Below are 25,187 nucleotides of genomic sequence, written 5' to 3' on the forward strand. Positions count from 1 at the left end.
TCTCAAGTGTCATTTAGTGTTGACAACCAAGTATCGGCGGAAAGTTCTGACCGATCCAATGTTGTCCAGACTTGAGGAAATTTTCAAGAATTTGATGGAAAAATGGGAAGGAAGATTGGTAGAATTTAATGGTGAGCGTGACCACGTACATTTGTTGCTTCAATATACACCGCAAACTGAACCAAGTAAGCTTATTAACAATCTTAAGACTGTATCTAGTCGCTATTTGCGGAAAGAGTTTGTAGATGAAGTTGAAAAAGTTTACTGGAAAGATGTTTTTTGGACAAATGGATATTTTATTGCTTCATGTGGTGGTGTGACGGTTGAGCAATTAAAGAAGTACATTGAGGAGCAAGATAGACCCTCCGAATAAGATTTGTTCGTCTCGTCATCCACCTGCTCACTGCTCAAAGCGTAGCTTTGAGATTGTGAACAGGTGGAATCAGGAGTCTCACGCGCCTTTCATCCCACACCAACCGAAGCGGTATCGCGCGAGGGATTCCCGTCTGACTAGCTAAATAAAACTCCGAGTTCTGCATCGATGCTTATTAGAAGCGAATAATTTCGATCGTGCATCGCGATCGCACAAAACAAACATCAAATTCTCGAAAGAAGTTGGTTTGCCCGAGAATTAAGGGAACCTGAGAGGCTTGTGCCCAAGCAAATGCTAGGCGAACGGGTTCCAGATTCCCAATTTGAACATCTACAAATACACCCCGCGCCTCAACCGTTGCCAGATTTCCAGCCTATGGCAAGCGGACAGTTTGTTCCTCCCAAATTGCACCCAATTGCAGACCAATGTCATAAGGTAATAGATTGACCGCAGACCCAGTATCTAGCAGTGCATTCGCCGAGACAGAAAAGCCTGCATGAATCAGAGTGATGGGAATCGTGGGTAATGCTTCATCATCAGAAAAGGGAAACTCGATCGAACTAGGCATGAGTAGATGCCTCTCGATCGTCTCGAATCATCTGCATCATAATGTTTGCCGCTTCCGTTGCATCGTAGAGCGATCGAACCGGATACTCTGATGCAGAAAAGATGACTTGTAGTTCAGCGTCTGGGATTTGCACTGCTAGGAGTTTGAAGAGTGATAATTTGTCTGACTGGCTCAGATTGTTCACCAAAGGTATTAACTCAGCGAGAGACATGGTTTAAACTCCCAGAAGTACGAGAATACATCTATCATAAACGCTGCCTGAGTTTGGAGATGATTCGGAATCTCGATCGAGAATTAAGGATTCCGTAGGAGATTCCGATCAAACTTTATCCTGCCCAAAAACAAAGAAAAAGCCGCCCTAAAAGGCGACGTACTGAGCGTAGCCGAAGTGAGGGGACTTTAGCCCTCCGCTCATTACCAACAAATATCAAGGCAACTCAACGGAACTCGGTTTAGCAATGTGAGGCAAGCCCCATCCCAATTTTTCCCGCAAAATGTGGAAAAACTCAAAAGATTGCACCCGAATAAAGCGGGCTGGGTACGGAGATCGCTCGACTTGCACCCAATCTTCGGGCAGAACATAACATCCGCCGTTACCGTCTACCACCATTACCAGGCGGGTGGGACTCGCCGGCAAAATCTTGACCGGCTCAGTGTTGGAAAACACCAAAGCCCGCGAAGCCATTGAATGCGGGCAAATAGGCAGCAACTGCAATACCGGCACTCCGGGAATGATGACAGGCCCACCGGCAGAAAGGGCGTAAGCTGTCGATCCCGTGGGAGTCGAGATAATTACCCCATCTGCGGCAATGTCAATAGAGGCGTGCTGCCCGATCGCCACTTCAAAATGACACATACAAGTCAGCGGTTCCCGGTGCAGCACCATTTCATTGAGACAAAGGGCTTCCCAGAGGCAGTCGTTTTCTCGAAACAGTCGCACCGCCAGCATCGATCTTTCTTCTATTTCGTATTCTCCGGCGATTACCTTTTCCAAAGCTTGCGGCAGCAAGTTCAGGTAAGTTTCTGTTAAAAAGCCCATGTGACCGGTATTGACAGTCAGCAGCGGCACTCCAATCGGAGCGACTTGGCGAAATGCCGACAGCACCGTACCGTCGCCGCCCAAAACCACTGCAAACTCCATGTCGCTGTCAAAACCGGGGGGGACGAGTTGTTCTATCTGAGTGTGGCACAGGGGGCGATCGGGGCTAGAATAGCCCAGAATTCCTCCCGAACCAGAAACCGAGCAAACCTCCCAGCCGCGGGCAGTCAGCTTGTCTTCCAACTCTGCGGCGATGCGACAAGCCACAGGTTTAACGTCGTTGTATATAATCCCAGCTTTCGGCACTTTAAAATGTAAAGGGCATTTTTTGTTTACTCCGTTTTTTAGTTTTAAGCTGCTCGTACTCTATTTCCTTGAGCTTCTTCATAATCAGATTAAAGTATTCTTCCAGATAAGACTCCAAAGTAGTAGTTTCTTTGGGATCGAGTCCGAAAACACTGTAAACGTCATCCATCGGAGCTTTCAAGGGTTTTCCGGCGGCCAAAACTTCTGAAAAAGCCAATCTGTCAGCTACGTTCCAACTCCACTGAAAGAACTTAGCAAATTGACGAGTAGCCTTCAACAAGGCGTCTGGGGTGCGCGTAATTTTGGCTTGCTTCCCTGACAGCCGTTCGCACAACCGCACGATTTCGTCAGCATCCCAAGCGCGATTTCCCACCACCGGAAAGCTTTTTTTCTCGGTTTCGGGAACGGAAAGGGCGCGGACGGCAAATTTAGCAACGTCCTGAGTGTTCATGTAGGCAAGGGCGGATGGCTTGTTGGGCAGCCAGACTGCCTGATTGTCCAAAATCGGCATTGCATACAGGCTCAGCAGTCCTTGCAAAAAGCCGCAAGGTCTCAAGATTGTGTAGTCTAGACCGGATTCTGCTAAGAACAATTCGGTACAGCGCTTGATTTCCAACAAGGGGACTTGGGGATATTTCTCCGCGTCGAGAAAGGAAAAGAATATGTAACGCTTGATGCCTGCTGCTGCTGCTGCTTGGATCAGCGATACTTTTCCGTCCCAGTCTACTCTTTTGATGCTGACAGAATCGGCTGCACTGGCTGTTGCTGCATCGATGATAGCAGTGACGCCTTCTAGGGCCGGAGGCAGACTGTCTGGCTGGCAAAGGTTCCCCGGTACGAGTTCAGCGCCCCATTCTTTCAAAAATGCAGCTTTTCTGTAACTTCTGACTAAACAGCGCACCTGGTAGCCCTCGTCTAGGGCGCGGCGGGCTATCTGGCGGCCGAGAGTGCCGGTGGCACCTAAAATCAATAAAGTCATCTAGGGATTAATTATGAATCTTAAACTTTCTATAAGATGGTATCAGGTTTTTGTTAAGTTTGTTATAAAAACTTAACAAAAACCTGAAATTTTCTCATTTTAGGCTTGAGATATTCGGCACAAGGCTGACTTTCGGCAGCAAGTAGACTCTAGAAGGCAGAAGGTAGAAGGCTTCTGAAGGATTGGTTGAAAAAAACTTATTCTTCGCCGCCTTGCAATTTGAGCAGGAGAAAGCCTCCACCTATACCCACGAAAATTAGGGAAAAGGACAAAAAGGCTGCATTGAAAATTTCAGGATTCATAATTTTAGATGTCCAATTGGGCGATCGCATTCAATAAAGATAATATAATTTGGGGCAACCAGGTACATGAATGCTAAAATTTCAGTGCCGAAATTCCTGTATTTTGTTGGAGAAAACTGCCTTGAGTCTCGATCGGGAATCAAAACTAGCTGTAACTCTGGGAGATCCGGCGGGAATTGGCCCGGAAGTGATTCTCAAGGCCTTGGCAGATCCCGCTGCTGCTTGGAGGGTAACGGTTATAGGCTCTAGGAGAGTTTTGCAGCAAACTTACGATAAGTTGCGATCGAGCAATCCCGCAGCACAAGCGGCAAATCCCCACATATTAAATATTATTGATATCGAACCAGACAGCAAGTGGGGCGAAATTGTCCCCGGTGTCGGGAGTGCAGCTAGCGGGGCGGCTAGCTTTGCTTACATGGAAAGTGCGATCGCCCGTACCATCGCCGGCGAATTCTCCGCGATCGTCACAGGCCCGATTTCCAAAACTTGCTGGCAGGCGGCCGGTTACAATTATCCCGGACAAACAGAACTCCTCGCAGAAAGGGCAAAATCGCAGCGGTTCGGAATGCTGTTTGCCGCCACATCTCCACACAGTGGCTGGACGCTCGTAACTTTACTCGCTACCACACATATTTCCCTGCGTCAAGTCCCCGATGCTTTGACTCCAGAATTACTGAGTGAAAAACTAGAATTACTGATAGACTGTTTGCGGGAAGATTTTGGGCTAGAAAGACCAAAAATTGCGATTTCTGGCTTAAATCCTCACAGCGGCGAAAATGGCAAACTGGGAAATGAAGAGCAAGACTGGATGATACCTTGGTTGGAAACGCAGCGCGATCGCTTTCCTCAAGTGCAGTTAGACGGGCCAGTCCCCCCCGATACCCTGTGGGTAAAACCGGCTAAAGTTTGGTACGGTTTAGCCACAGAAGCTCACGACGGTTACTTGGCAATGTACCACGACCAGGGGTTGATTCCAGTAAAATTGATGGCTTTCGATAAAGCAGTCAACACTACAATTGGCTTGCCTTTTGTCCGCACATCTCCGGATCACGGCACAGCTTTTGATATTGTAGGTCAAGGGCTTGCAGATGCCTCCAGCATGAAGGCAGCATTGCAGTTGGCGGCCCAGTTGGCTAGTCGCAGAGCAGCAGTTAAAATAGGGCGATAGCTTTAGTACGCCTGACGCTTGGAACAATTGTGTCATTCCTATTGATTTTCGCTGGGGTGAGGCGGCAAGCAAGCTGGTAATTTCCTTCGGCAGATTAAAATCAACTATTGGTAGCGCAGTATGGCAGAATCTAATGATAATTCAGGCAAAATATATCAGTCAGAAAAAGAGGTTTCTGATGCAACTCTGGCAAGTTCTAAAGCTGGAGAGCAACTTCAGGAATTGCTAACCATACTAACTGAATTTCAGTTATTAAAGAAATCAAAAAAAGAACCAAGCGAGCTGAAGTTACCGCTTTCGGAAAAGTCCGTGCAGCGGTTGGAGGATGAGGAAAATCGGCGCAAACAATTGTCTTTTCGGATCGAATCACCGAGTATTGTACCGGAAGTATTGACTAACGAGGAAGAGATCCCATCTCAAAGACGAGAAAACAATAATCAGGAACCCGATTTATCTATAGCGGGGAAAGTAGCTAAAAAAAATCGGCACTCGGAAGAAGAATTAGAACAAGCAGTAGAGCAGTTTAAACAGTTGCAACAACTGCTGTTTGAAAGGGATTTACCGGAATTTTACAGTAATGTTTTGAGCGTGGAACAAAGGTTAGAAAATTTTGAGAAGTTGATGTCTGAGCCCGAAGAGTTGATGATTTTACTGAAACCGTTAATTCCTGAATTAGTGAGAGATGAATTAGATGGGTTGAAGTTGGAATTAAAAAAGGCGATCGCACTCGCGAGCAATAATAAAATTAATCCGATCGAGTTGGAGGCCAAATTAGCAGATTGGGAAAATCAAATTGCTAACTTGAACCAGCAGCCACTGCCGAATACAGAACACTTAATCCAACGGCTGATGCCAGTAGTGGGCGATCTGCTCAACCGTAAGGTAGAGGAGTCTAAGTTAGAGGTAGCTTCGGCGATCGCACCGAGAGTCAATCAAGTAATTCACAATCAAAACGGACTTGAAGAACAGGTAGTAAGAATTGAAGATAGAGTAGCAAATATTCAGCAGCGTTACCAGCAGCAACCGGAAGATTTAATCAAGCAGCTAGTACCAGTAGTTAGCGATTTACTGAACCGCAAAATTAGTGAATTAAAATTAGAGGTTGTAGAAGCTGTTGCCCCCTCAGTACAGGTAAGAATAGCTTGGGTAGAAATAGAAGAAAAAGTATTGAGCATCATCGAACGCCGACTGGCTACGCAACAGTCGCCAACTCAGAAGCCTGAAGAGATAATGGCGATGCTAATGCCGGCAATAACTGATTTGCTGAATCAGAAAATCGAGGAATCAAAATTACAAGTAGCAGCGACGATCCAACCTTTGATAGAATCAGCAATTCTTCAAAGAGAAGTTCAAGGCAAATTGAGCGACGTAGAAAGTAGACTAAATAATCTTCAACGACAGCAAAAAACTCAGCCGGAAGATATAATGGCAAGGTTAATGCCGTTAATGATTGAGTCGCTGAACCGGAAAATTGAGGAGACAAAGTTAGAGGTGAGAGAGGCGATCGCACCTGGTGTCAACACGGCTATTCAAAACAGCGGTATTGCAGCACAAATATTAAATAATGAAACTAAGATTGTCGAAGTTCAGCAGCAAGTTTTAGCCGAGATAGAAGGGTTGATGGCAAGAATAATGCCAGTGATTGTAGAAATGCTGTCCCGAAGCATCGGGGAAGCAAAGCTAGAGATAGAATCTGCGATCGCCCCGGCTGTCGATGCCATCATTCAGAATAAAAAGATCGATCAAAGACTTGGGAAGATCGAACAACAGATTGTGGCGATCGAACACCGGATTTATGAATCGACAGACTTGTTTACCGATTTACTGAAACCTTTGATTGACGAGCTGATGGTTAGCCATCACGCCCAACTACAAAAGTCGGTCATCGAATCTATTTTACCATTGTTAGATGAAGTTGTAAGTTATAATTACAGACTCAACGATAAAGTAGGGGAACTCGATCGCAAAATTACTGATGCGGAATGGGGAGGCGATCGGGAAGAATTAATCGCCCGAATTAAAATCATGTTTCCCGAAATGATGATCCAAACAATTAATGAGTCGAGAAAATCATTTGTCGAAACCATAAGTCCGATAATTGATGAAATAATTAATACCAAAACCAGAGAAAATAGACAATCGATGGGAGTAGCCATATCGCCGGCTCTGACTGTGGGAATCAGCCACAGAATGAGTGAATCGCCCGATGAAATTGCAATGGCGATCGCGCCGGAAATGGCCGCCGCTATCAAACAGCAAATTCATCTCAAGCGAGAAGCAATGTCGGATGCACTTTATCCGATCGTGGGCAGCACGATTTTAAAATACATCGCCGAGATGATGGGGGAGATTAATGAAAAACTCGAATCAGCTTTAAGTCCAGAGGGAATTAGTCGCAAAATCAAAGCCAAATTACAGGGCATTTCTGAAGCAGAATTGCTGATGAAAGAAACAACACCACTGAGTGTTAAAGCTGTTTTTTTAATTCAAACACAATCGGGATTAGTAATTTCAGCAGTGCAGCATTCTGAACGCGAACAGCTAGACTCAGACATGGTAGCAGGGATGCTGACTGCTATTCGATCTTTTGTCAACGATTGCATATCTCAGTCGGGAAATATTGCAGAAATTGATGCAATAGAATACGGCACATCTAAGATAGTATTGGAAGTAGCTGGTTCGTGTTATCTAGCAGTAGTGATGCAAGGAGAAACCCGCCAGTGGTTTAAGTATAAAATGCGATCGATATTCAACAATATTGTTCAAGAATACGGAGATAAACTTCAGTCATTTAACGGCGATCCAGCAACTGTGCCACCCGAAGTAAACTCGAAATTGCAAAAATTAATCGATACAGAGGTAAAAGTTAAATCTCGTAAACGTCCAATTTTACCCATGATCGGTTTGGCAGCGTTAGGTTTAATTGGCGTACCTTGGGGAATTCATCAATACCGCAGCGGAGTTGAAGCGAGCTTAGAAGCAGATACGAATTTAGCATTACAATCTGCTCCAGAGTTATCGGTTTATCGTATCGCGGCAGATGTTAAAGATAAATTATTGCAGATTTCGGGACGAGTGCCGAATCAAAAGCTGCGCTCGAAAGCGGAAAAAATAGCTCAGCAAGCGGCTCCAAAATTAAGAATTGACAATAAAATTATAGCCGTTGAAGTACCTCCCGATCCGGTTTTAGTAGAAGCCGATGTCAAGCGGACTGCTGCTCTTTTGAATAAAGTAGAAAGTATTAATATCTCAGCTCGCTATGCAGAGGGAAAAGTCGCCGTTGCAGGCAGTGTGAGCCAAGTGCCAGATGCTCAGAAAATAACTCAAGCTTTTGAGAAAATTCCGGGGGTGAAGTCTGTAACAAATACAGTGATAATAGGAACTCCACCGCCACCAAAGATAATAATGCCAGTTCGCGTGTATTTCGGTGCAGGTTCGGCCAGTTTGCAGGCGAAAGATGTAGCAGAAAAGCTTAGCAAAGTCAAGGAATATATGGAGAAAAATCGCACGAAGAATTTAAGGATAGTGGGCTACAGCGATTTTAAAAGCAGTCCGACCGAAAATCAAAAGTTGGCACTGGAAAGGGCGACAAATGTGAAAAATATTTTGGTTAGACAAGGGATAAATGGCAACAGAATACAAGTTGCTTCTACTAAGGGTCGTCCCGAAGGTGTGGAGGCCAATCAACCGCTGTGGCTGAGCAGATTGGTAGTATTTGAGGTGATAAATTAGAAATAGGGAATGGGGAATTGGGCATGGGGCATCGGGCAAACAGGGCATCGGGCGTCGGGCATCGGGCATTGTTAATGGGGAATTTTCCCTAATGACTAATGACTAATGACTGTTGACTAATGACTGTTGACTAATGACTCCTGACTACTGATATCATGTCCGATCGATTAACCATAATATCCCGGTCGGGGCGGGTTTTTGATATGGTCAATTATTGGCAGGTATTGTTGGTGAACCCGCCCCTACCTGATTTCGGGTAATCGACAGGATATGACTAATGACTACTGACTACTGACTACTGACTACTGACTAATGACTAATGACTAATGACTAATGACTTCTTCCTCTTAAATTAATCGAACTCGCCCGGAGGTAAAGGCTTGTATTCGATCGCCCGCCAAGCATATTAGCAAGCGGCCGCTTCCGTCAATGCCGGCGGCTTCTCCGCAGATGGTTTCTGAGGAAAGTTCGATCGCCACGGGGCAGCCAATCAACGCATCGCGGCGGCGCAATTCCGGCAAAAGTAGCGCTAAACCGGACTTGGAGACTGGCTTGTCTGTGGTAGAAAACATATCGGCTAGTTCGAGTAAATAGTGTCGCAGTCGATCGACCAAACACAGTTCATCTGGTACTGTACTAGCAATAGAATGCAAGCTTACCGCCTTGCCGAGATCCCTTTCATCCAATCCCGCAGCCGCGAAATCTACGCAGCGGTTGAGTCCAATTCCCACAACGGCGCGAGTTTTGCCCAAAGCATTGCCCGAAGTGGCTTCGCAGAGAATTCCGGCTAATTTGTGGCGATCGATCCAGACATCGTTTGGCCATTTCAGGCGCAGCATATCGCGACAGTCGGGAACCAAATCTTCGATCGCGTAAATCACCGCTAAACCCGCTGCTAAACTGAGTCCGGGCAACAGATTGGGGTTGAGGTTTTCGAGTACAAAACTAACAGTCACGACACCGCTTGGGGCGTGCCAGGTGCGCCCGTGTTGGCCGCGCCCGCTGGTTTGTCGCTTCGTAAATACTGCATCTCCGTGGTGGAGTTGGGCCGCGCGGGCGATCGCCCAACTGTTGGTACTGGGACAGGTATCCAAGGAGTGTAGCCAGTGATGCAGGTTTGGGCGATCGGGTTCTGGCAATGCGGGCACGGGAGTTAAGGGCAATTCAGACAACGTTGGATTTGTAGTATTTGATATTTAAAAGCTGATTATCGCATTTTCCAGAAGTGCCACCTCGCGCGACGGCGAGAATTCAGAGACATTGGAGTGTAGTACAGTGTCAGCATCAGATTTACCTTACGCCACAACATCAGTTTAGCCGCAAAATCTCTTAATTTATAAGGGTTTTGGGGGACGCAGAGGGTTGGCTGGAGCGATCGACACCCCTTTAAAAAACCCAATTTAAAAAAAAGTTGTATTACCCCCTTGACAGTCTTGTAATACGCAATGTAGTATAAATGTATGGCGAAGGGGAAAGAGCTTCAAAGCCTTACCCCCACGAGCAAGATGAACCTTGAAAACAGAATAGGAAGTTAATCGTGTCACATAATTGTGGACATCGGCGGTGTAGACTCCGGCAACAATAGCCCGATCGGGTTGTAGTACGCGGAATCAACCGCCACCCCGTCCCAACTTGAGTAATTCAAGGACAGAAAATTGTTCATTTTCGCGGGGGTATAGCTCAACCGGTCAGAGCAGTCGCCTGTCGAGCGAAAGGTTGCGAGTTCAAGTCTCGTTACTCCCGTAAGTCGATTTTAGATTTTAGATTTTAGATTTTAGATTTACTCCACAGGAGAAGAATCTCGGAATTGGAACTTTGGTCTAAAATCCACACCTCCTGTCGGAAAGCAAGTATCCGTTTTTCGGCGGTGGTCAAAGTCCCGTAGGCAAAAGTCAAGCCGTCTCCCCCTCTGGCGTGAAGATTGCGAGTGCAAACCTCGTCGGGACTCCCAGGTTAGGTGGCTGAGTGGCTCAAAGCGTCGGTCTGCAAAACCGATTTTCGCGGGTTCAAATCCCGCCCTAACCTCTGTTCCCAATCAGAAATTAAAAATTAGAAATTAAAAGATTAAACTAACAGTCTTTTAATTGAAATTTTTAACTTTGAAAAGGAACGAAGCGAAAGTGACATTGCAGCGTAGCTTAATAGTAAAGCGCCAAGTTCATACCTTGGTCAAGGCGGGTTCAAATCCCGTCGCTGCCACCAAAAGCAGGGATGGTGTAACTGGCAACACTCTGGTCTCCAAAACCAGAATTCTGAGTTCAAATCTCAGTTCCTGTGCCAATTTATAGTGCTGTAGGCAAATGGTTTAAGCCGCTTGGTTTTCACCCAAGTGATTGCGGGTTCAACTCCCGTCAGCACTTCTCGTGGGTCGTTGGCAGAATGGTTTTGCAGCCGCCTTTTAAGCGGATGGATCGAGGTTCAATTCCTCGACGACCTACCAAAATTTCTATCTTGGGTCGGCCCTCCTATTGGTGTGGGTAGCTGTCTGTAAAACAGTAGCTTAAAGCGTTGCTGGTTCAATTCCAGCCCGACCCATTTGTAGCTGCATTTAATATGCAGTTGCAATCTTGAGAACGTGGTGTAGCCGGATAACATCTCAGTTAATAAAACTGAAGATTGAGGGTTCAAATCCCTCCGTTCTCGCTCGCTGAGGAGAGGTGGCCGAGTGGCTTAAGGCGCTTTCCTGCTAAGAAAGAGCGGTTTAACAGCCGTCGAGGGTTCAAATCCCTCCTTCTCCGTTTTCCCCCGATAGCTCAGTTGGTAGAGCGCTTGTGTGAAGAACAAGAGGTCGTCAGTTCGATACTGACTTGGGGGATTGCGTTGCCTTATAGCTCAATGGTAGAGCAAGCGGTTGTTAACCGCTAGGTTGTAGGTTCGAGTCCTACTGGGGCAGCCATTTTTTAAATTGCCGGGTAGACAAATTGGTAAAGTCGCCTATCTCTGAAATAGGAGTTTATGTAGGTTCAAAGCCTACCCCGGTACCCAATTATTGGGAAGTCGCCTAATCGGTATGGCACCGCTCTTTGAAAGCGGCAAAATGCAGGTTCGATCCCTGCCTTCCCAGTTCTGCTATTACCAAAGCAGATCAATTACACTCCTGTAGCCCAATTGGCAGAGGCCGCAATTTCAAAAGTTGTGTTGTGTGAGTTCAAATCTCACTAGGAGTACCAAATTGTCAACTAAGTTTCTACTTGCTCCTGTGGCGGAATTGGCAGACGCGGCAGACTTAAAATCTGTTTTATTTTGAGTGTGAGTTCGAGTCTCACGAGGAGCATGAACGGGATGTAATTCAGCGGCCAGAAGCCATGCTTTGGGAGCATGGAGTCGTTGGTTCAAATCCAACCATCCCGACTTTACCCCTGTGATGTAATTGGAAAACATCACTCGCTCAGAACGAGTGTTTTTTGCAGGTTCGAGGCCTGTCAGGGGTATGAGGTTTTATTCAATCTAAAGTCTAAAATCTAAAATCTAAAATCTAAAATCTAAAATCTAAAATCTAAAATCTAAAATCTAAAATCGGTTTTGCCCCTGTAGCCCAATCGGTAGAGGCGCTAGATTTAGGATCTAGTTAGTGCTGGTTCGATGCCAGTCAGGGGTATTTGGTGACATCGCGGGTGAAGTAGCCTGGGTAGGCTTGGAGGTCTCTTGACACTCCCCTGACTGAAGTCGAGGGGATTCTTAATTCAGCGACTGACCTTCAAATGTTCTGTCCTTGCGGCAATATTTAAACCTTTCAACCGTGGGGATACCACCAATTGAAGAGCCTAACTCAGAAACACCTCAGGGGGTCTATCTCCAAAAGCGTACTAGGATACTTACCTAGAGTTCGGGTATGCCCTACCCTACCTAACAATCTGAGCGTGAAAAAGTTTATTTGCTGGAATTGAAACCTACGTTTTCGGTTCCGGCTGTTTAGAGTGTTCTCGCCGCACTTTGTCCCCCGGTTTATGCCTAAAAGTGTGTCTCATGTCCCGTTTCACGATGGCAAAGGAGTTTAACCTTGACTATTTCAATATACCATGTTGTCCGGCCTTGTCCGGGTTTTTAAGAAAGTTTTTTGAATTGAAAAGATTAGAGTTTGGATTCAGGCTGAGACTAAGACAGTAGGCAGGATAACTCCTGTAAATTCCTTTCATCCCCGGACTGAAGTCACGGTTTTCAGGATATTTCTTATAAGCCTCTTAATAGCAGGTTCAACTCCTGCCCCCGCCACCAAAAATGCAGGTGTGATGTAATTAACAACATGAGGGTTTCATACAGCCTTTTTGCGAGTTCAAATCTCGCCGTATGCTTGGCGTGCTGGTGTAGCTCAATTAGGCAGAGCAACTGATTTGTAATCAGTCGGTTGTAGGTTCAATTCCTATCACCAGCCCCACTATTGCGGATATGGTGTAACGGTAGCATTCGAGTCTTCCAAACTCTAGGCACGAGTTCGAGCCTCGTTATCCGCTTGGTTAAACAAAAAGTTTGTTAAATCTCACATCTTGCACCATTCTCAAGAACAGGCAAGATGCCTGTTCCACAAAGAGTAGATTTTCTTGTGGAACGGGCATCTTGCCTGTTCAAAAGGCTTATTGACAAGGGTGCAACATCTCAGTTAAATCCAAAATCTCAAATCTAAAATCGGTTGGCGGGTGTGATGTAAAGGCTAGCATCTGAGTATGCCATTCTCAGCGCATGGGTTCGAGTCCCATCATCCGCTTTTGTAGTCCTGAGCTTGGATGGTAGAGCGTTTGCCTTACAAGCAGACGCGGGGTAATCTCCTGTCAGGACTACCAATTTATGGGAGTGTAGCTCAATGGATAGAGCGCCGCGCTTCGGACGCGGATGTTGTGGGTTCAAGTCCTGCCACTCTCGTTGTTTTTGCTTTAATTTAAGGAGGTTGATTCCATTGAATGGATAATTTTTTATATTAAGAGCGATCCTCTTCGAGGGCTTCGCTAACGCCCTTTGCGTGTCCCAATCTTGGGAGCCTACATACTTTAGTACGAGAGGAAAGGTAACGCTGTCAAAATCAGCGGGCGTTTGAGAACGAGGAGTGCATTGAACCCGGCAGGTTGGCTTAAAGGTAGCCATCCTTTAAAGAGTGTGTAATAACTCATCGGCGGAGTCCCTCTAGTAACTGAGAAAACGCAATGCTCTGATAACTTGCACGGAAAGTGCGTGAAGCGCAGCTATCCCGTAGGGAATCGCACATTAACAAAAAATACGGGAGTGTAACTCAACTGGATAGAGTGTCGAGCTTCTACCTCGAATGTTGTGGGTTCAAGTCCTACCGCTCCTGCTGTCTGGGGTTCGTAGCTTAATTGGTAAAGCATCTAACTGGCTGTTAGAAAGATATCGGTTCAAATCCGATCGCAATCCACCACACCAATTTTAGATTTTAGATTTTAGATTTTAGATTTACTTGACAGGTGAATCTTTTACGGGGTCATTCGATTTTAGATTTTAGATTTTAGATTTTAGATTTACTCCACAGGTGAATCTTTTACGGAGTCATTCGATTTTAGATTTTAGATTTTAGATTTTAGATTTACTCCACAGGTGAATCTTTTACGCGGGGTCATAGCTCAATTGGTAGAGCGCTTACTTTGCACGCAAGAGGTCAGGAGTTCGATTCTCCTTGACTCCACTTCCGGTGTCTGAAGTCGAAGCGGTCGAGACGCTAGCCTGTGAAGCTAGTTATTAGCGGGTTCAAGCCCCGTCGGACACCCCTTGGAAGATGCCGCTAAACGGTTGGCAACTGGTCTTGAAAACCAGGGTACAGGTAACTGTAAAGGTTCGATTCCTTCATCTTCCTTTTTCCACCAGAAGTCGAAAAGTGATATGCTAATTATATAGGTATCGCCTATCATACATAATTGTTATGAAACAAATTAACCTGACTAATACAAACTTGGTGGCTATAGTTGATGATGAAGATTATGATTTCATACTTAGTTATAATAGTTGGAATCTATCCAAGGGATATCCCAGGGCAGCTAAGCAAATTAACAAAATTCGTAAAACCGTGAGAATGCACCAACTTATTATTGAACGAATGGGGATTGTTGTGAGTGACGGGATGGTTTGCGACCATATCAATAGAAATAAGTTGGATAACCGGAGGTGTAACTTAAGATTAGCTACTATTGGTCAAAATGCTGCCAATGCTGATAGACCTAAAAATTTATGTGGATACAAAGGAGTTTCTCGAAACTATGATAAATGGGTGGCACGTATTTCTATAAATGGTAAAGTCAAGCATTTGGGAAGATTTGATACTCCAAAACAAGCAGCGTTAAAGTACAACGAAGTTGCAATAGAACTGTTTGGACAATTTGCACAGCTTAATGAAATTAACGACCTGTAGCTCAAAAGCAGCGCTAGCTTTATAACTAAAGCCAAATTTTCACCAGAAGTCGAAAAGCGAGATGCGGTGCTGATAACGCGGGGATAGGAGGGGCAGTACCTCCTCGGTGGATTTCTTATGATTTTATATATAAATTATCGAGTATGAGGGCTAATTATTTTCACGAGATTTACTATTATACAGCGAGCCAAATTATGGGGAGGTCGCCTAAGTGGAATGGCACCGTAAAAACTTTGGAAAAGCGGCTCCCAAAAGGACGATCTGGTTTGTTGAGTAGGGTAAAAAGTTGCTTCGCGACGTTCCCTGAAAACGCAAACGGGCAACAGGTTGCGGAGGCACTGAAAGGAACTAACAGTCCGAGATGGGGGCAGTTCCCGTCTGCTTGCGGGCAGTAAGGAAGCGCGTTTCCTGAAAGTTGCTGTCGATCGATGCGGGTTCGAGTCCCGTCCTCTCCACTCAAGGTTCAAGTCCAAATCGAAGAGTTTCAACCCGTGCCCTAACAGTTAAAGCATACATACTCGGCTGTTAACCGACTAAAACCAATGCTTTACGCACTTGCACGGGTTGAACCTCAGAACCTCAGTTGTTCTTGAGGTCTAAATCGCGATCGTAGCTGCCGATTGGCCGCAGTCTGGTCATCAACTGCTTCAGCAAGAAGCCGTTGCTGTTCCAAGCGGTATAAGGAGTAGCCCCTTGTCCCTTCAGGCACAAGGTTTGTCGGGCTTTGTTGTGGCAGATATTTGCCAGCAGGCTAACGACTGACACTAAGCCGAGTTCATCGACAAGGGCTTCGAGTTCATCTTGAGTCACAAGTACACCTCCAGGGTTGACTATTCCTGAAATATACCATACAGTACCTTTCAAGGGTACTCAGGGTATACTAATAGTTACTTATCCTCAGTTTCGTCCACGAGGTTGTATTCCTTGACGGCCGCCATGACTAGCAGAGTGGACATAGGAACTCCTGTCTGCTGGGAGATTTTTCTCAGTTTTTCGTGCAAACGCTTGGGAACTGTGACTTTAATCACAGCAGTCTCTTCTTTGTCAGCCATTTCAAGCAGTCATGTTTAGTTGACACCAGCTTATCCTCTTTCGGAGTACCGATCGCACCTTGCTGCGATCGTCTGTAGGGATGCGGGCGCAGCGCGATAAAATGGCTGCTGCTGCGAAACTGTGCGCTAACAAATAAAAAGGTCGATCGCAAATCTCTAACCAAGGGAGCGATTGGATCTATTGGTTACATTCAGAAGCACCCAGTAACCACACAACTTAATAAAAAAGGTGAAATATGCGAAAATTAAAATATTGTGTTATACTATTCTAGATGCGGGAGTATAGCTCAGTTGGTTAGAGCAGGTGACTCTTAATCTCAAGGTCGAAGGTTCAAGTCCTTCTACTCCCATCCCCAATAACCTACTATTCACAAGGCTTTGAGACTTTAAACTGTCTCTAGTATGTCCCTTTTCGCCCATTTTGCGCTCACGATAGCAGCCAAGGGCGGTAGCGGTGGGATTACAGTGAGTGTTTGCGTTGTCGGATTTTTAATGTCAATCGACCCGCCCGATCGATAAAAGTGCGATCGCCCAAGCTATTTTTAAACTGAATAACAACAGGAAATGGTGATTAGCTATGATGGCAAATCTCTCGGCGCGCTGCTATGCGGGCGATCGCGATTTAGATGCGATCGCCCATTTAATCAATACTTGCGAAGAAGTCGATCGGCTCGATGAAGGCACTTCCATCTCGGAACTACAACAAGAATTTAACGCGCCGTCCCTAGACAAAGCCCGCGATATCCGTCTTTGGGAAGATGCGGAAGGAAAATTAATCGGTTTTGCTCAGTTGTCGGTTTCTGAGCCTGGGGAAGTAATTGACGGTTGGCTGTGGTTTCGCGTCCACCCAGGTGCGCGCGGAGGCGATGTGGAAGCAGCCGCGATCGCCTGGGGTGAAGTGCGGATGCGCGAGGTGTCTGCGATGCGGGGCGGGCGCGTGAAGCTGCGAACCTACGCGCGCGCTGAGGATTGCGATCGCATTTCTGTGCTGACAAGTAATGGTTTCAAGGTCGATCGCTATTTTTGCCGAATGGCGCGATCGCTCTCTGAACCGATCCCCGAACCGCACTTCCCCGAAGGTTTCGCGCTGCGTCAGTTCCCCGGCGAACAGGATGCCCCAGCTTGGGTAGAAATGTTCAACCAGTCGTTTATCGATCACTGGAATCATCACGATTTAACGGTGGATAAATATAAGCACGAGTTAGCTAAAGCCGATTACAGAAATGATTTAGACTTGATTGCTGTTGCTGATGACGGCACATTTGTCAGTTTTTGTTACTGCGAGATTAGTGTGCAAGAGTGCGATCGTACCGGGCGCAATGAAGGCTGGATTGCTTGTCTCGGCACTAGGCGCGGCTTCCGCAAAATGGGATTGGGACGAGGGATGTTGCTCGCTGGTTTGCATCGGCTGAAAGCTGCCGGTGTCGCTACTGCTATTCTCGGCGTCGATGCTGAAAATTCATCAGGTGCGATGAGACTTTACGAATCAGTCGGCTTTCACAATATTCGCGACAGCATTTCCTATGTTAAGGATGTTTAATTGATAGGGACTTACTCACATCTTGCACCATTCTCAAGAACAGGCAAGATGCCTGTTCCACAAGAAAATTCACTCTTTGTGGAACAGGCATCTTGCCTGTTCATAAAAAGCTTATTGAGAATGGTGCAACATCTCAGGACTTACGCACTCCGACCCAAGAAACCCGGTTTTTTACCGGATATGCGGGTAGCAACGAAATATTTTCCTGAAAAAACCAGGTTTCTCGCCACTGGTGTAAGTTTTATCTAAAAAAACTTTTGCTACCCCCTTGACATTTCTGTAGTATGTATGTAGTATATAAATATGGAAAGCGCAGGACAAGCAAAAACCTGTATTTTTCGTGCAAATTCTGAACCTTGACAACTAAATATTGCTCAAAATTTCAACCAACATCAATTTGAAAGTCTTGTAACATAGACTCGATGGTCATGTTGTTACTTTATACGAGACTGTTCGGTTACAAACTGACTCGGCGCGAGTCAGATATTGTACGAAATCAGTCTAATTGCCACGAATTTGATGCGGATTCAGAACAGACAAGTTCAGCCAGATTTCAATCAACCAAAAAGGCTGAGGAAATCCGCAAAATTAAACAAGCTTATCATTTAGAAGGGCGCTTCTTTCAGTAAAGATTATCAGATTTCGTGAATCTTTACCGATACTGGCAATTTGCCCGCGTCTCACAAAAAGCCAAATTCAAGAGCAGATAAGCTACTAATCCAAAATCCAAAATTGCTCTAGGAGGTATCGGTAATGGTTCACATTCGTTTTGAAGGACGTTCCTACGATCTGGCAGAAAACCAACTGGGTATCGCGGCAGGAATGAGCGACAAGGCTATTAAGGAACGTCTGGCAAATCATTTTGATGTCAAGGGATCTCGCTTCGAGTCTTACGTTCTCGATCGCCGTCCCAGCGGTGATTTAATTGTCCGCCCAGAAGCTGTTTACGGCTAGAAATTCACTTAAAGCACGTATCAGGCAGCGCACCCCAACTAAAGAAGCTTACAAACTGGATACGTTCGACTTAAAATCGAATTGTAGGTTCAATTCCTACTTGCCGCGAGGCTAAAGCTTCTCTGACTTGTGCGCGGCCTTTTATAGCTGAATTTTTTATATCTATCCGGCGCTTAAAAGTTCCACTTCGCGCCCCAACAAAGGAAGCCTACATACTAGCTCTTGATTGGGCATTTCTCTGAAAATAGAAGTCGTAGGTGCTACTCCTGCGTATGAACAACGGCTTTCTTAACTTGCGCGAAGTGACTTTTTATGCGCTATAACCTTTTGTTGTTAATTCAGGATAATAATTAAATAATCCTGTTTGTATTGAAGACTTCCGTCCTCAAGAATAAATTGGGTATTAGCCATGAGAAAAAGACTGGCAATTTACCGATCGCCCAAGGAGATAGACAGTCTAATTCATGCCTTCCAAGAAGGCAACCTGTCGCGAAGTCAATGGACGCACGAAGCACATTTAACTGTTGCTCTGTGGTATCTGTGTTATGACTCGGAGCAAGAAGCGATAAATGCGATTCGCAATGGCATTAAACGTTACAACTCGGCTCAAGGAATTGAAACCACAAAAAACAGCGGGTATCACGAAACACTAACGCTGTTTTGGGTGCGAACTATTCGCGGGTATCTCGCCGATCAAAGCCAAAATCGATCGATCGTACATCTGGCTAACGGTTTGATTGCAAAATATGCCGATCGCACTTTACCCTTTCGCTATTACACCCGCGATCGCCTGATGTCTTGGGAAGCTCGGATTAATTGGGTTGAACCAGACAAAAGAGCGATCGACTTAGAAAAAGTTTCCCAGAAATAATTGAAAATAGCAGTTGTTGCCGCGCCCCAATTCGGAGAGCTTACATACAAACCCTATCCAGGTTAGAAAAAAAAAGCTCCCCAAACTTGCGCGGTGACTATTACATTCATTGCCAAGCGTGCAACAACTGCCACCCGCTGATTTTTGGATATTCCTTACAATCGAAAATCAAAAATCGCAAACCGCAAATCGAAATGGGAGGTAGCACCGATGAATATGAATGCAGCAGAACGCGATTTGCGTTTGGAAATGCTCAACAGTCTGCTCACAACTCCGCACCGTCAATTAGAAAAAGTAGCAGAAATTCACAAGTTAATTGTCGAATTAGACCCAATATTTTACGGTCACTTAGCGGTGTGGTATCAGCGTCAAGGCGACGTGCGCGATCACAAGGAAGTTTTTGTCGGAAATTTGCTGACTTCGGCACTGACGGAACACCGAGAGGCCGGTTTCATGATGCTGCAAGAGTTCCCTCCCTACGAGGTTTCGCGGATTGTGGACTTTATGAAGCAGCACCAGAATAAGGTGCCCCGCAGCGCGCGCACTGCTGTCACTCGCTATCTGAAATCGCGCGAAAAGAATGCACAGTTTTTCGATCGCGCGGCCATCCGCAACCGCAAGGCGATGAAGCATTTGTACGCAACGCTGCACGTCAAGCCGAGCGATCGCGCTAATGCTATTCTGTTTAAAGACAATCCGCCGGAAGACTCTCTGGCATTCGTTTTGAAGCAGTTAGCAAAGGCGGCGACACCTGCGGAACAGGCGAATTTGATTGTTGAGTACAAAATTCCGTATACGATCGCAGTTGGTGCGATCGGACAGCTAACGCCAACAATTTTGGCCGCGCTGATTAACTCGATGTCGCCGCAGGAAGTCATCAACAATTTGAAATCGATTAAGTCGCGCGGCGCGATGGATCACGCGGAAGTGAAGCAGTTGATTGACTCGAAGCTGGATGAAGCGGCCAAGTGCGATCGGGTTTCTGCTTACAAAGCGAGTGTTGCGGGCGCGGGCGCGAACTTCGACGCAGCAACGGCGGCGAAGCTGGAAGCGGTGACAAACGAACAGGTGAAGAAGCGCGGCAAGATTGCGAAAGCAACGGGTTTGTTGATTGACAAGTCGGGAAGCATGGAAAGTGCGATCGAAGTTGGCAAGCGTCTTGCTGCTTTGATTTCCGGCATTTCCGAGGCTGCACTGTTCGTTTATGCCTTTGACACGATGCCGTATCCAGTGCAAGCAAACGGCAGCGAATTGACAGACTGGGAACACGCTTTCAAGCACATTCGCGCTGGCGGCGGCACAAGTTGCGGTTGCGCGGTGGAAGCAATGCGGATTAAAAAGCAGGTTGTCGAGCAATTCATTATCGTAACAGATGAAGGCGAAAACGCTGCACCTTATTTTGCAGATGCTTATCAGAATTACTGTCGCAGTTTGGGGGTAATTCCTGATGTTGTGATTGTGCGAGTTGGTTCTTGGTGCGAATATGTCCAGAAGCAATTGAAGAACAAACAAGTATCGGTAGAAACCTTTACGTTTGCGGGCGATTATTACTCCTTACCGAATTTAGTGCCGATGTTGAGTCGTCCTTCGCGGCTGGAATTGTTGATGGAAATTCTGGACACGTCGCTGCCAGTGAGGGATGATAAGTAAAATGTAGGGTGCACGCTGCGACCTTATTTCTTAGTCTCAAGCGGCTGTAATATCAAGTTGGAGCGCTCCGTTACAATCTAATTCCCGGTATTGTAGGGGCGGGTTCACAGACAATAATTCCCGATAATCGACAATCTCGTAAACCCGCCCCCACCCAACGGTAAATCGCAATCTACTTATATAGTTAAAATTGGCACAAAGCTGAAGGACAAGACACTATGAAACTAGCTGAAGCTTTAATTTTAAGAGCAGACTGTCAAAAAAGAATGGAACAACTGCGAGCCAGATTGACAAGAAGTGCTAAAGTACAGGAAGGAGAAGAACCTCCAGAAAATCCCCAAGCACTGATGAGCGAAGTAGATGCAGGGGTGCAAGAACTGGAAGACTTAATTAAGAAAATTAACAAGACTAATTCGCTGACAACTCTGGAAGAGGGAGTGACTTTATCGGATGCTTTAGCCAAGAGAGATGTTCTCGCCCTCAAGCGCGGCATCTACAATTATGTAGTTGACGCAAGCGCTTTGAGGCAAGACCGCTATACTCGATCGGAAGTCAAATTTTTCAGTACGATCGACGTTGGTGAACTGCAAACGCAAATGGATCGAATGTCTAGACAGTATCGGGAGTTAGATACTAAAATACAGCAAGCAAACTGGAATACTGAACTTATCGATTGAGCAAGTTGGTAGCCAATGCAATAGAAGCGAGCACAATCCCCCAACAGGATTAAGTTGGATCGGCTTTTTGCTGATGGCATGAGGGGCCATATGCTAAAACCTCACAAATTAAGCCCAATATTGTCACAAGCGTACAGGGCATTGTTAAAGTTACTACCGCGTGCTGGTCTATTAATATTGGTGAGGGTGGGTTAGGGGTTTCTTGCTCAATTGCAAAAGGTATGTGGAATTCCAGAAGGCTGTGAGGCTGTTAAAATTTCGATTTTTTTCATCCTCAACCGAAAGCGTTTTCCCTATTTTAAATTATTCTTGAGTTTGAGCGATAATTTCTTGTAATTCTGGATTAGCGATGGAGGAGACTAACTGGGAATCCGCACCCGCCAAAGCATCGCGCAACTTTTCCGAAGTCAGTGCGGGATATTTTTCTAACACCTGCTGTTGAGTCCATCCCGCAGCAAAGAGCCCTAGCAAAAATTCTACAGACAATCGAGTTTCTGGCGCTGCTGGTTGACTTGTTGAAGCTTTCGGGTTTGGATGAATGAGCTTTCGCCAGTCCATTGTTTTACTTAAACGATTTGGGAAGATTCCGCCGATTATACTGCATTTGGACACAGTAGAAACACGGATATCGTTGACTGACTTTGTAACAGTGCCACCGCAGGTCATACCATTTTAGATTTTAGATTTTAGATTTTAGATTGGGAAGCACTGATAAATTAAGGGTTTGAAGCTTGGGTAGAGTCGCATTTTTTGGGAACTGGTGTCATTTCGCGATTTTGCGATTAAATTGTTATTACGATCGCAGTACAGCACTTTCTTATAGACTAGAGTAATGGGGTAGCGACGGGGCGAGATCCCTTTTTGCTTCAGTCCGTTTCAATACCAAACCGCGCTCGCACTAAATCTCAACCCACTGTCTCAACGAACTGTGCAACCCACTGTGCAACCCACTGTGCAACCCACTGTGCAACCCACTGTGCAACCCACTGTGCAACCCACTGTGCAATCCACAATACAACTACTTTAACTTCTTAAAACTATGGGAAAAAAGTCGAAAGCCAAAAAATCCCAGGTCAAAAAATCCAGTTTGCTCTGCCAGCGACTCCAAGAAGCTCTCGATCGAGGCAGTAAAGTTTGGATTAAAACAAATAATAGCAGTTTCGGCGGCATCCCGATTAATTTGTTCGGGGAGTTTGCGGAACTTTTGGTGATAGTTCCCCCTAACGAACAGGCGGAACATATCGATGCTTACGGACAAGTTACGTGGCTGATTCGACTCTCTGATATTATTGCACTTGCTTACCCTACGGAATACTGGTCTAAAGATAGATTAGAAAGTTTGCTGCCACCCGATGCAGTTACTTCCGAAGTAGGAGATTCACTGTAAGGTGCACATGGTGCACTCTACTTTTAGACGAATGGTAAGTGTAAGGTGCGCCGAAGAGCACTTTACACTTACCATTTTATAAGCTGTTTTACCAGCGAAAATATAAACAGCTCCGACCGATTTTTATCAGTTTAATTACTCGTTGCAAGCTGAAAGCTTCACTTGACAACGGCCACCCTCTAGTTCGCTGCAAGCGGCGAGAGCTTGAGCTTGTGCTGCTTCTTCATCGTCACCCCAGCCCGCACCTGCTCCTCCTTTGCCTAATGCGATCGCTCCGCAATTATTGCGATTAGAAGTCAGCGCTTCGCAGTCGTTAGCACCTCCGCTTTTTTCATTGCAGGCGGCTACTGCTGCGTTTAGTGCTTCTTCCTCTGTAGCATGATCCCAACTAATACCCGTGGCGTCAGAAGTCGGAGAATAAGCAGTAGCTCCATAGGTGTTCTGAGCATTAGCTGCTGGAGTATATCCCAACATAGGAAGTGTCAAAACGGTCACTAAAGCTAACTTGGAAAAAAGGTTTTCTAGCATATTTACTTGATTATTTACCAGGTCCAAATTGGATAGCTCCTCTATTTTATCGGTGAATATTTATTATGTCAATATTTAGAGGAAATTTTATAATCGCTTAATTTAAAATCGGATTAGATACAACTAAGTAATATAGCGGAGGTCAATCCAGTGCGAGATATCCACAAAATTTTAAGCCAACTCGCAGCCCTAGAAGCGGAGTTACTCGATACCCAATTTCTGGCTCCCTGCGTGCGCGGGGGAAGCCTGCGGACAAGAATTAGCTCAATGGTTTATACTTTTCAACCGCAGCCGCGCAAGTTTGAAGGATGGGCTATTTTTAAGCCTATTAATGAGAAAATAGCTGCGGTAATTGAGGAGCCGAGTTTGGCGCAAGTGAGCGAGTATTTGCAACTCCTCCTCCCCGTTCGCTTGCACTTGGCTTGCGTGCTGCAAGGGCAAACTTGGCTGGCTTATCCTGTTAACGAATCTGATGCTAAACAGCGCACGGGTGTTGCGAAACCCGTACCAGTGCATTTAGTAACAGAAGGTTCGCAGTTTGAACCGATTGTTGCGCGGTGGGACGGTCATTGTTTGTGGTTTGAAGAGATTGACAGGCGCGCCGATCCGCTGCCATCTGAGAAGTTGAAAGCAGCTTTAAAAAAGTTGATTTTGCCTCAAGAAGTTCGCTTTAAAGGGATGACGCCGGAAATGCGAACTGTTTACGAATTGGTATCCCGAAATATTAAAGATTTCGATCCGAAAGTGCGGGCAGAAAAGCGCTTGCAGCGGGCGCTAAAAATGGGCGGCGGTGAATTGCGGGATTTTTTCGATCGCGAAAATTATTGGCTGGTTGAATGGACTAGCGGAACGGGAGAACACCACACTTCTGCGATCGCCAAAAATGACTTGACAGTTATGAGTGCTGGCATTTGTCTCAGCGGATTGGACAAAGACTTCGACTTGCAATCATTAGTTGGAGTAGTTGAAGATAGATAGGAAATAATGACTACTGACTACTGACTACTGACTACTGACTACTGACCATGAGTATATTTTTTCACGAACAACTTTACAGAAGTGCGGCAGTGATGTCGCAGATCGAAAATTTCCCGGTAACGGTGTGCGGCGCGGGCGCTTTGGGTGCGAATATTACAGAAAGTCTGGCGAGATCGGGCTTTTGTCAGTTAAAAGTCATCGATCGCGATCGCATCGAGGAACGCAACCTTTCCACTCAACCCTATTATCGATCGGACATCGGCGCATTCAAAGCCAAAATTCTCGCCAACAACCTCTACCGCGCTTTGGGAGTCAGCATTGACGCGCACTCAAAAGAATTGACACCCGCCAATGCCGATCGGCTGCTTGCCAAGGGCGCCACAGTCATCGATACTTTTGATAACAGTGTCGGGCGGCAAGCAGTCAAGGATTACTGTGCCAGTGTCTCCCTTCCCTGCGTGCACGTCGGATTAGCTGCCGATTACTCCGAAATAATTTGGAACCAACACTATCGGGTTCCTTCAGCGGCGAATGATGACGTTTGCGATTACCCGCTGGCGCGAAACTTGGTAATGCTGACGGTTGCAGTTGCCTGCGAAGTAATTGTTACCTTTGCTGCTACCAAAGAGCAACAAAATTTAACTTGCACGATCGGAGATTTTGCAGTAAAGCCACTTATATTGTAGAATGTCGGTTGACTGTTGCCAGAAACCCGGTTAATCAAGATTGGA

General features: G+C 45.9%; 23 protein-coding genes and 29 tRNA genes. 42 read left to right on the top strand and 10 right to left on the bottom strand.

Features of this window, described 5'->3' with window-relative positions; translation table 11 throughout:
* On the top strand, positions 1-373 hold a 373-nt coding region (tnpA, locus tag QUB16_RS14420), incomplete at its 5' end, for an IS200/IS605 family transposase (protein ID WP_333317034.1).
* A 373-nt stretch (positions 374-746) separates the two neighbouring features.
* Here tnpA and QUB16_RS14425 read toward each other — a convergent pair.
* The 5 genes from QUB16_RS14425 to petM all read right to left on the bottom strand — a co-directional run bounded on the left by QUB16_RS14425 (position 747) and on the right by petM (position 3,597).
* Positions 747-941 carry a hypothetical protein gene (locus QUB16_RS14425; protein ID WP_333317037.1) on the bottom strand — a complete coding sequence of 65 codons (195 nt, stop codon included), beginning with the start codon at positions 939-941 and terminating at the stop codon, positions 747-749.
* Positions 934-1,152 carry a hypothetical protein gene (locus QUB16_RS14430; RefSeq protein ID WP_333053554.1) on the bottom strand — a complete coding sequence of 73 codons (219 nt, stop codon included), beginning with the start codon at positions 1,150-1,152 and terminating at the stop codon, positions 934-936. The genes QUB16_RS14425 and QUB16_RS14430 overlap by 8 nt, the downstream gene beginning before the upstream one ends.
* Before the next feature lie 216 nt (positions 1,153-1,368).
* Positions 1,369-2,286: an NAD(+) kinase gene (locus QUB16_RS14435; protein ID WP_333317039.1), complete on the bottom strand. Its 918-nt coding sequence runs from the start codon at positions 2,284-2,286 to the stop codon at positions 1,369-1,371.
* A gap of 1 nt (position 2,287) precedes the next feature.
* A complete protein-coding gene (locus QUB16_RS14440) occupies positions 2,288-3,265 on the bottom strand; it encodes an NmrA family NAD(P)-binding protein (RefSeq protein WP_333317041.1) in 978 nt (325 codons plus the stop codon).
* Between the two features lie 197 nt (positions 3,266-3,462).
* Positions 3,463-3,597, bottom strand: a complete 135-nt coding sequence (petM, locus tag QUB16_RS14445; RefSeq protein ID WP_445251126.1) for a cytochrome b6-f complex subunit PetM — start codon at positions 3,595-3,597, stop codon at positions 3,463-3,465.
* 40 nt (positions 3,598-3,637) lie between these two features.
* Between petM and pdxA the strand changes: the two genes are divergently transcribed.
* Both pdxA and QUB16_RS14455 read left to right on the top strand, forming a co-directional pair.
* Complete coding sequence (pdxA, locus tag QUB16_RS14450) at positions 3,638-4,735, top strand: 4-hydroxythreonine-4-phosphate dehydrogenase PdxA (protein ID WP_333317042.1); 1,098 nt, start codon at positions 3,638-3,640, stop codon at positions 4,733-4,735.
* 120 nt (positions 4,736-4,855) lie between these two features.
* The gene (locus QUB16_RS14455) at positions 4,856-8,467 is read left to right on the top strand and encodes an OmpA family protein (RefSeq protein ID WP_333317044.1); all 3,612 of its coding nucleotides are present in this window, start codon (positions 4,856-4,858) and stop codon (positions 8,465-8,467) included.
* 347 nt (positions 8,468-8,814) lie between these two features.
* On the opposite strand, the gene QUB16_RS14460 is transcribed toward QUB16_RS14455, so the two are convergent.
* Positions 8,815-9,639 (bottom strand): biotin--[acetyl-CoA-carboxylase] ligase, encoded by an 825-nt coding sequence (locus QUB16_RS14460; RefSeq protein WP_333317046.1) that lies wholly within the window; start codon positions 9,637-9,639, stop codon positions 8,815-8,817.
* 497 nt (positions 9,640-10,136) lie between these two features.
* Between QUB16_RS14460 and QUB16_RS14465 the strand changes: the two genes are divergently transcribed.
* From QUB16_RS14465 to QUB16_RS14600, 28 genes are all read left to right on the top strand, one after another.
* A tRNA-Asp gene (locus QUB16_RS14465) sits at positions 10,137-10,210 on the top strand.
* A 208-nt stretch (positions 10,211-10,418) separates the two neighbouring features.
* A tRNA-Cys gene (locus QUB16_RS14470) sits at positions 10,419-10,492 on the top strand.
* A 102-nt stretch (positions 10,493-10,594) separates the two neighbouring features.
* Positions 10,595-10,669, top strand: a tRNA-Met gene (locus QUB16_RS14475).
* 3 nt (positions 10,670-10,672) lie between these two features.
* Positions 10,673-10,747 (top strand) — tRNA-Trp (locus QUB16_RS14480).
* Between the two features lie 6 nt (positions 10,748-10,753).
* Positions 10,754-10,827 (top strand) — tRNA-Glu (locus QUB16_RS14485).
* A 5-nt stretch (positions 10,828-10,832) separates the two neighbouring features.
* Positions 10,833-10,907: transfer RNA gene (locus QUB16_RS14490), tRNA-Lys, on the top strand.
* A gap of 13 nt (positions 10,908-10,920) precedes the next feature.
* Positions 10,921-11,002, top strand: a tRNA-Tyr gene (locus tag QUB16_RS14495).
* 34 nt (positions 11,003-11,036) lie between these two features.
* A tRNA-Tyr gene (locus QUB16_RS14500) sits at positions 11,037-11,110 on the top strand.
* 8 nt (positions 11,111-11,118) lie between these two features.
* Positions 11,119-11,205 (top strand) — tRNA-Ser (locus QUB16_RS14505).
* A gap of 4 nt (positions 11,206-11,209) precedes the next feature.
* Positions 11,210-11,282, top strand: a tRNA-Phe gene (locus QUB16_RS14510).
* 6 nt (positions 11,283-11,288) lie between these two features.
* A tRNA-Asn gene (locus QUB16_RS14515) sits at positions 11,289-11,363 on the top strand.
* 10 nt (positions 11,364-11,373) lie between these two features.
* Positions 11,374-11,452 (top strand) — tRNA-Gln (locus tag QUB16_RS14520).
* 5 nt (positions 11,453-11,457) lie between these two features.
* Positions 11,458-11,531 (top strand) — tRNA-Gln (locus QUB16_RS14525).
* 29 nt (positions 11,532-11,560) lie between these two features.
* A tRNA-Leu gene (locus QUB16_RS14530) sits at positions 11,561-11,637 on the top strand.
* A gap of 23 nt (positions 11,638-11,660) precedes the next feature.
* Positions 11,661-11,741: transfer RNA gene (locus tag QUB16_RS14535), tRNA-Leu, on the top strand.
* Between the two features lie 4 nt (positions 11,742-11,745).
* Positions 11,746-11,818 (top strand) — tRNA-Pro (locus tag QUB16_RS14540).
* A gap of 173 nt (positions 11,819-11,991) precedes the next feature.
* Positions 11,992-12,065: transfer RNA gene (locus QUB16_RS14545), tRNA-Leu, on the top strand.
* A 700-nt stretch (positions 12,066-12,765) separates the two neighbouring features.
* Positions 12,766-12,842: transfer RNA gene (locus QUB16_RS14550), tRNA-Thr, on the top strand.
* A 5-nt stretch (positions 12,843-12,847) separates the two neighbouring features.
* Positions 12,848-12,918 (top strand) — tRNA-Gly (locus QUB16_RS14555).
* Positions 12,919-13,097: 179 nt separating this feature from the next.
* Positions 13,098-13,169, top strand: a tRNA-Gly gene (locus QUB16_RS14560).
* 5 nt (positions 13,170-13,174) lie between these two features.
* Positions 13,175-13,245 (top strand) — tRNA-Val (locus QUB16_RS14565).
* A 6-nt stretch (positions 13,246-13,251) separates the two neighbouring features.
* Positions 13,252-13,324: transfer RNA gene (locus QUB16_RS14570), tRNA-Arg, on the top strand.
* A 353-nt stretch (positions 13,325-13,677) separates the two neighbouring features.
* Positions 13,678-13,751, top strand: a tRNA-Arg gene (locus tag QUB16_RS14575).
* Positions 13,752-13,758: 7 nt separating this feature from the next.
* Positions 13,759-13,835, top strand: a tRNA-Ala gene (locus tag QUB16_RS14580).
* A 191-nt stretch (positions 13,836-14,026) separates the two neighbouring features.
* Positions 14,027-14,099: transfer RNA gene (locus tag QUB16_RS14585), tRNA-Ala, on the top strand.
* Between the two features lie 6 nt (positions 14,100-14,105).
* A tRNA-His gene (locus QUB16_RS14590) sits at positions 14,106-14,180 on the top strand.
* 4 nt (positions 14,181-14,184) lie between these two features.
* A tRNA-Ser gene (locus QUB16_RS14595) sits at positions 14,185-14,267 on the top strand.
* 66 nt (positions 14,268-14,333) lie between these two features.
* Entirely contained in the window at positions 14,334-14,819 is a 486-nt protein-coding gene (locus tag QUB16_RS14600; protein ID WP_333317048.1) for an HNH endonuclease, read from the top strand.
* Between the two features lie 579 nt (positions 14,820-15,398).
* Here the strand turns inward: QUB16_RS14600 and QUB16_RS14605 are convergent.
* Both QUB16_RS14605 and QUB16_RS14610 read right to left on the bottom strand, forming a co-directional pair.
* Positions 15,399-15,629, bottom strand: coding sequence for a hypothetical protein (locus QUB16_RS14605; protein WP_333033740.1), 231 nt, complete (start codon positions 15,627-15,629; stop codon positions 15,399-15,401).
* Between the two features lie 77 nt (positions 15,630-15,706).
* Positions 15,707-15,871, bottom strand: coding sequence for a ribbon-helix-helix domain-containing protein (locus QUB16_RS14610; RefSeq protein ID WP_333145292.1), 165 nt, complete (start codon positions 15,869-15,871; stop codon positions 15,707-15,709).
* A gap of 276 nt (positions 15,872-16,147) precedes the next feature.
* Here QUB16_RS14610 and QUB16_RS14615 point away from each other — a divergent pair.
* The 8 genes from QUB16_RS14615 (at position 16,148) to QUB16_RS14650 (ending at position 21,563) form a co-directional block, all read left to right on the top strand.
* Positions 16,148-16,221, top strand: a tRNA-Lys gene (locus QUB16_RS14615).
* 227 nt (positions 16,222-16,448) lie between these two features.
* Positions 16,449-17,411: a GNAT family N-acetyltransferase gene (locus tag QUB16_RS14620; protein WP_333317051.1), complete on the top strand. Its 963-nt coding sequence runs from the start codon at positions 16,449-16,451 to the stop codon at positions 17,409-17,411.
* 48 nt (positions 17,412-17,459) lie between these two features.
* Complete coding sequence (locus QUB16_RS14625) at positions 17,460-17,660, top strand: hypothetical protein (RefSeq protein WP_333317054.1); 201 nt, start codon at positions 17,460-17,462, stop codon at positions 17,658-17,660.
* Positions 17,661-18,164: 504 nt separating this feature from the next.
* Entirely contained in the window at positions 18,165-18,365 is a 201-nt protein-coding gene (locus QUB16_RS14630; protein ID WP_333184028.1) for a hypothetical protein, read from the top strand.
* Positions 18,325-18,473 (top strand) — tRNA-OTHER (locus QUB16_RS14635). The genes QUB16_RS14630 and QUB16_RS14635 overlap by 41 nt, the downstream gene beginning before the upstream one ends.
* Positions 18,474-18,774: 301 nt before the next feature.
* Positions 18,775-19,236: a hypothetical protein gene (locus tag QUB16_RS14640; protein ID WP_333317056.1), complete on the top strand. Its 462-nt coding sequence runs from the start codon at positions 18,775-18,777 to the stop codon at positions 19,234-19,236.
* Between the two features lie 210 nt (positions 19,237-19,446).
* Positions 19,447-20,886 (top strand): hypothetical protein, encoded by a 1,440-nt coding sequence (locus QUB16_RS14645; RefSeq protein WP_333317058.1) that lies wholly within the window; start codon positions 19,447-19,449, stop codon positions 20,884-20,886.
* A gap of 218 nt (positions 20,887-21,104) precedes the next feature.
* Positions 21,105-21,563 (top strand): DIP1984 family protein, encoded by a 459-nt coding sequence (locus QUB16_RS14650; protein WP_333317060.1) that lies wholly within the window; start codon positions 21,105-21,107, stop codon positions 21,561-21,563.
* A gap of 303 nt (positions 21,564-21,866) precedes the next feature.
* Here the strand turns inward: QUB16_RS14650 and QUB16_RS14655 are convergent, their stop codons facing one another.
* Positions 21,867-22,121: a DUF433 domain-containing protein gene (locus tag QUB16_RS14655; RefSeq protein WP_333317063.1), complete on the bottom strand. Its 255-nt coding sequence runs from the start codon at positions 22,119-22,121 to the stop codon at positions 21,867-21,869.
* Between the two features lie 481 nt (positions 22,122-22,602).
* Between QUB16_RS14655 and QUB16_RS14660 the strand changes: the two genes are divergently transcribed.
* The gene (locus QUB16_RS14660) at positions 22,603-22,950 is read left to right on the top strand and encodes a hypothetical protein (RefSeq protein ID WP_332983160.1); all 348 of its coding nucleotides are present in this window, start codon (positions 22,603-22,605) and stop codon (positions 22,948-22,950) included.
* A 135-nt stretch (positions 22,951-23,085) separates the two neighbouring features.
* Here the strand turns inward: QUB16_RS14660 and QUB16_RS14665 are convergent, their stop codons facing one another.
* The gene (locus QUB16_RS14665; RefSeq protein WP_333317064.1) at positions 23,086-23,478 is read right to left on the bottom strand and encodes a DUF4189 domain-containing protein; all 393 of its coding nucleotides are present in this window, start codon (positions 23,476-23,478) and stop codon (positions 23,086-23,088) included.
* A 150-nt stretch (positions 23,479-23,628) separates the two neighbouring features.
* Between QUB16_RS14665 and QUB16_RS14670 the strand changes: the two genes are divergently transcribed.
* Complete coding sequence (locus QUB16_RS14670) at positions 23,629-24,456, top strand: hypothetical protein (protein WP_333317066.1); 828 nt, start codon at positions 23,629-23,631, stop codon at positions 24,454-24,456.
* 47 nt (positions 24,457-24,503) lie between these two features.
* A complete protein-coding gene (locus QUB16_RS14675; protein WP_333317068.1) occupies positions 24,504-25,142 on the top strand; it encodes a ThiF family adenylyltransferase in 639 nt (212 codons plus the stop codon).
* Positions 25,143-25,187 lie beyond the last annotated feature (45 nt).

This window comes from Microcoleus sp. D3_18a_C4, assembly GCF_036702415.1.
Lineage (GTDB): Bacteria > Cyanobacteriota > Cyanobacteriia > Cyanobacteriales > Microcoleaceae > Microcoleus.

Bases quoted from the DNA above. Each gene is read 5' to 3' on its own strand.
- QUB16_RS14425 (WP_333317037.1), bottom strand. From the start codon at position 941: ATGCCTAGTTCGATCGAGTTTCCCTTTTCTGATGATGAAGCATTACCC.
- QUB16_RS14430 (WP_333053554.1), bottom strand. From the start codon at position 1,152: ATGTCTCTCGCTGAGTTAATACCTTTGGTGAACAATCTGAGCCAGTCA.
- QUB16_RS14440 (WP_333317041.1), bottom strand. From the start codon at position 3,265: ATGACTTTATTGATTTTAGGTGCCACCGGCACTCTCGGCCGCCAGATA.
- petM (WP_445251126.1), bottom strand. From the start codon at position 3,597: ATGCGATCGCCCAATTGGACATCTAAAATTATGAATCCTGAAATTTTC.
- pdxA (WP_333317042.1), top strand. From the start codon at position 3,638: ATGCTAAAATTTCAGTGCCGAAATTCCTGTATTTTGTTGGAGAAAACT.
- QUB16_RS14455 (WP_333317044.1), top strand. From the start codon at position 4,856: ATGGCAGAATCTAATGATAATTCAGGCAAAATATATCAGTCAGAAAAA.
- QUB16_RS14600 (WP_333317048.1), top strand. From the start codon at position 14,334: ATGAAACAAATTAACCTGACTAATACAAACTTGGTGGCTATAGTTGAT.
- QUB16_RS14610 (WP_333145292.1), bottom strand. From the start codon at position 15,871: ATGGCTGACAAAGAAGAGACTGCTGTGATTAAAGTCACAGTTCCCAAG.
- QUB16_RS14620 (WP_333317051.1), top strand. From the start codon at position 16,449: ATGATGGCAAATCTCTCGGCGCGCTGCTATGCGGGCGATCGCGATTTA.
- QUB16_RS14625 (WP_333317054.1), top strand. From the start codon at position 17,460: ATGCCTGTTCCACAAGAAAATTCACTCTTTGTGGAACAGGCATCTTGC.
- QUB16_RS14630 (WP_333184028.1), top strand. From the start codon at position 18,165: ATGGTTCACATTCGTTTTGAAGGACGTTCCTACGATCTGGCAGAAAAC.
- QUB16_RS14640 (WP_333317056.1), top strand. From the start codon at position 18,775: ATGAGAAAAAGACTGGCAATTTACCGATCGCCCAAGGAGATAGACAGT.
- QUB16_RS14645 (WP_333317058.1), top strand. From the start codon at position 19,447: ATGAATATGAATGCAGCAGAACGCGATTTGCGTTTGGAAATGCTCAAC.
- QUB16_RS14650 (WP_333317060.1), top strand. From the start codon at position 21,105: ATGAAACTAGCTGAAGCTTTAATTTTAAGAGCAGACTGTCAAAAAAGA.
- QUB16_RS14655 (WP_333317063.1), bottom strand. From the start codon at position 22,121: ATGGACTGGCGAAAGCTCATTCATCCAAACCCGAAAGCTTCAACAAGT.
- QUB16_RS14660 (WP_332983160.1), top strand. From the start codon at position 22,603: ATGGGAAAAAAGTCGAAAGCCAAAAAATCCCAGGTCAAAAAATCCAGT.
- QUB16_RS14665 (WP_333317064.1), bottom strand. From the start codon at position 23,478: ATGCTAGAAAACCTTTTTTCCAAGTTAGCTTTAGTGACCGTTTTGACA.
- QUB16_RS14675 (WP_333317068.1), top strand. From the start codon at position 24,504: ATGAGTATATTTTTTCACGAACAACTTTACAGAAGTGCGGCAGTGATG.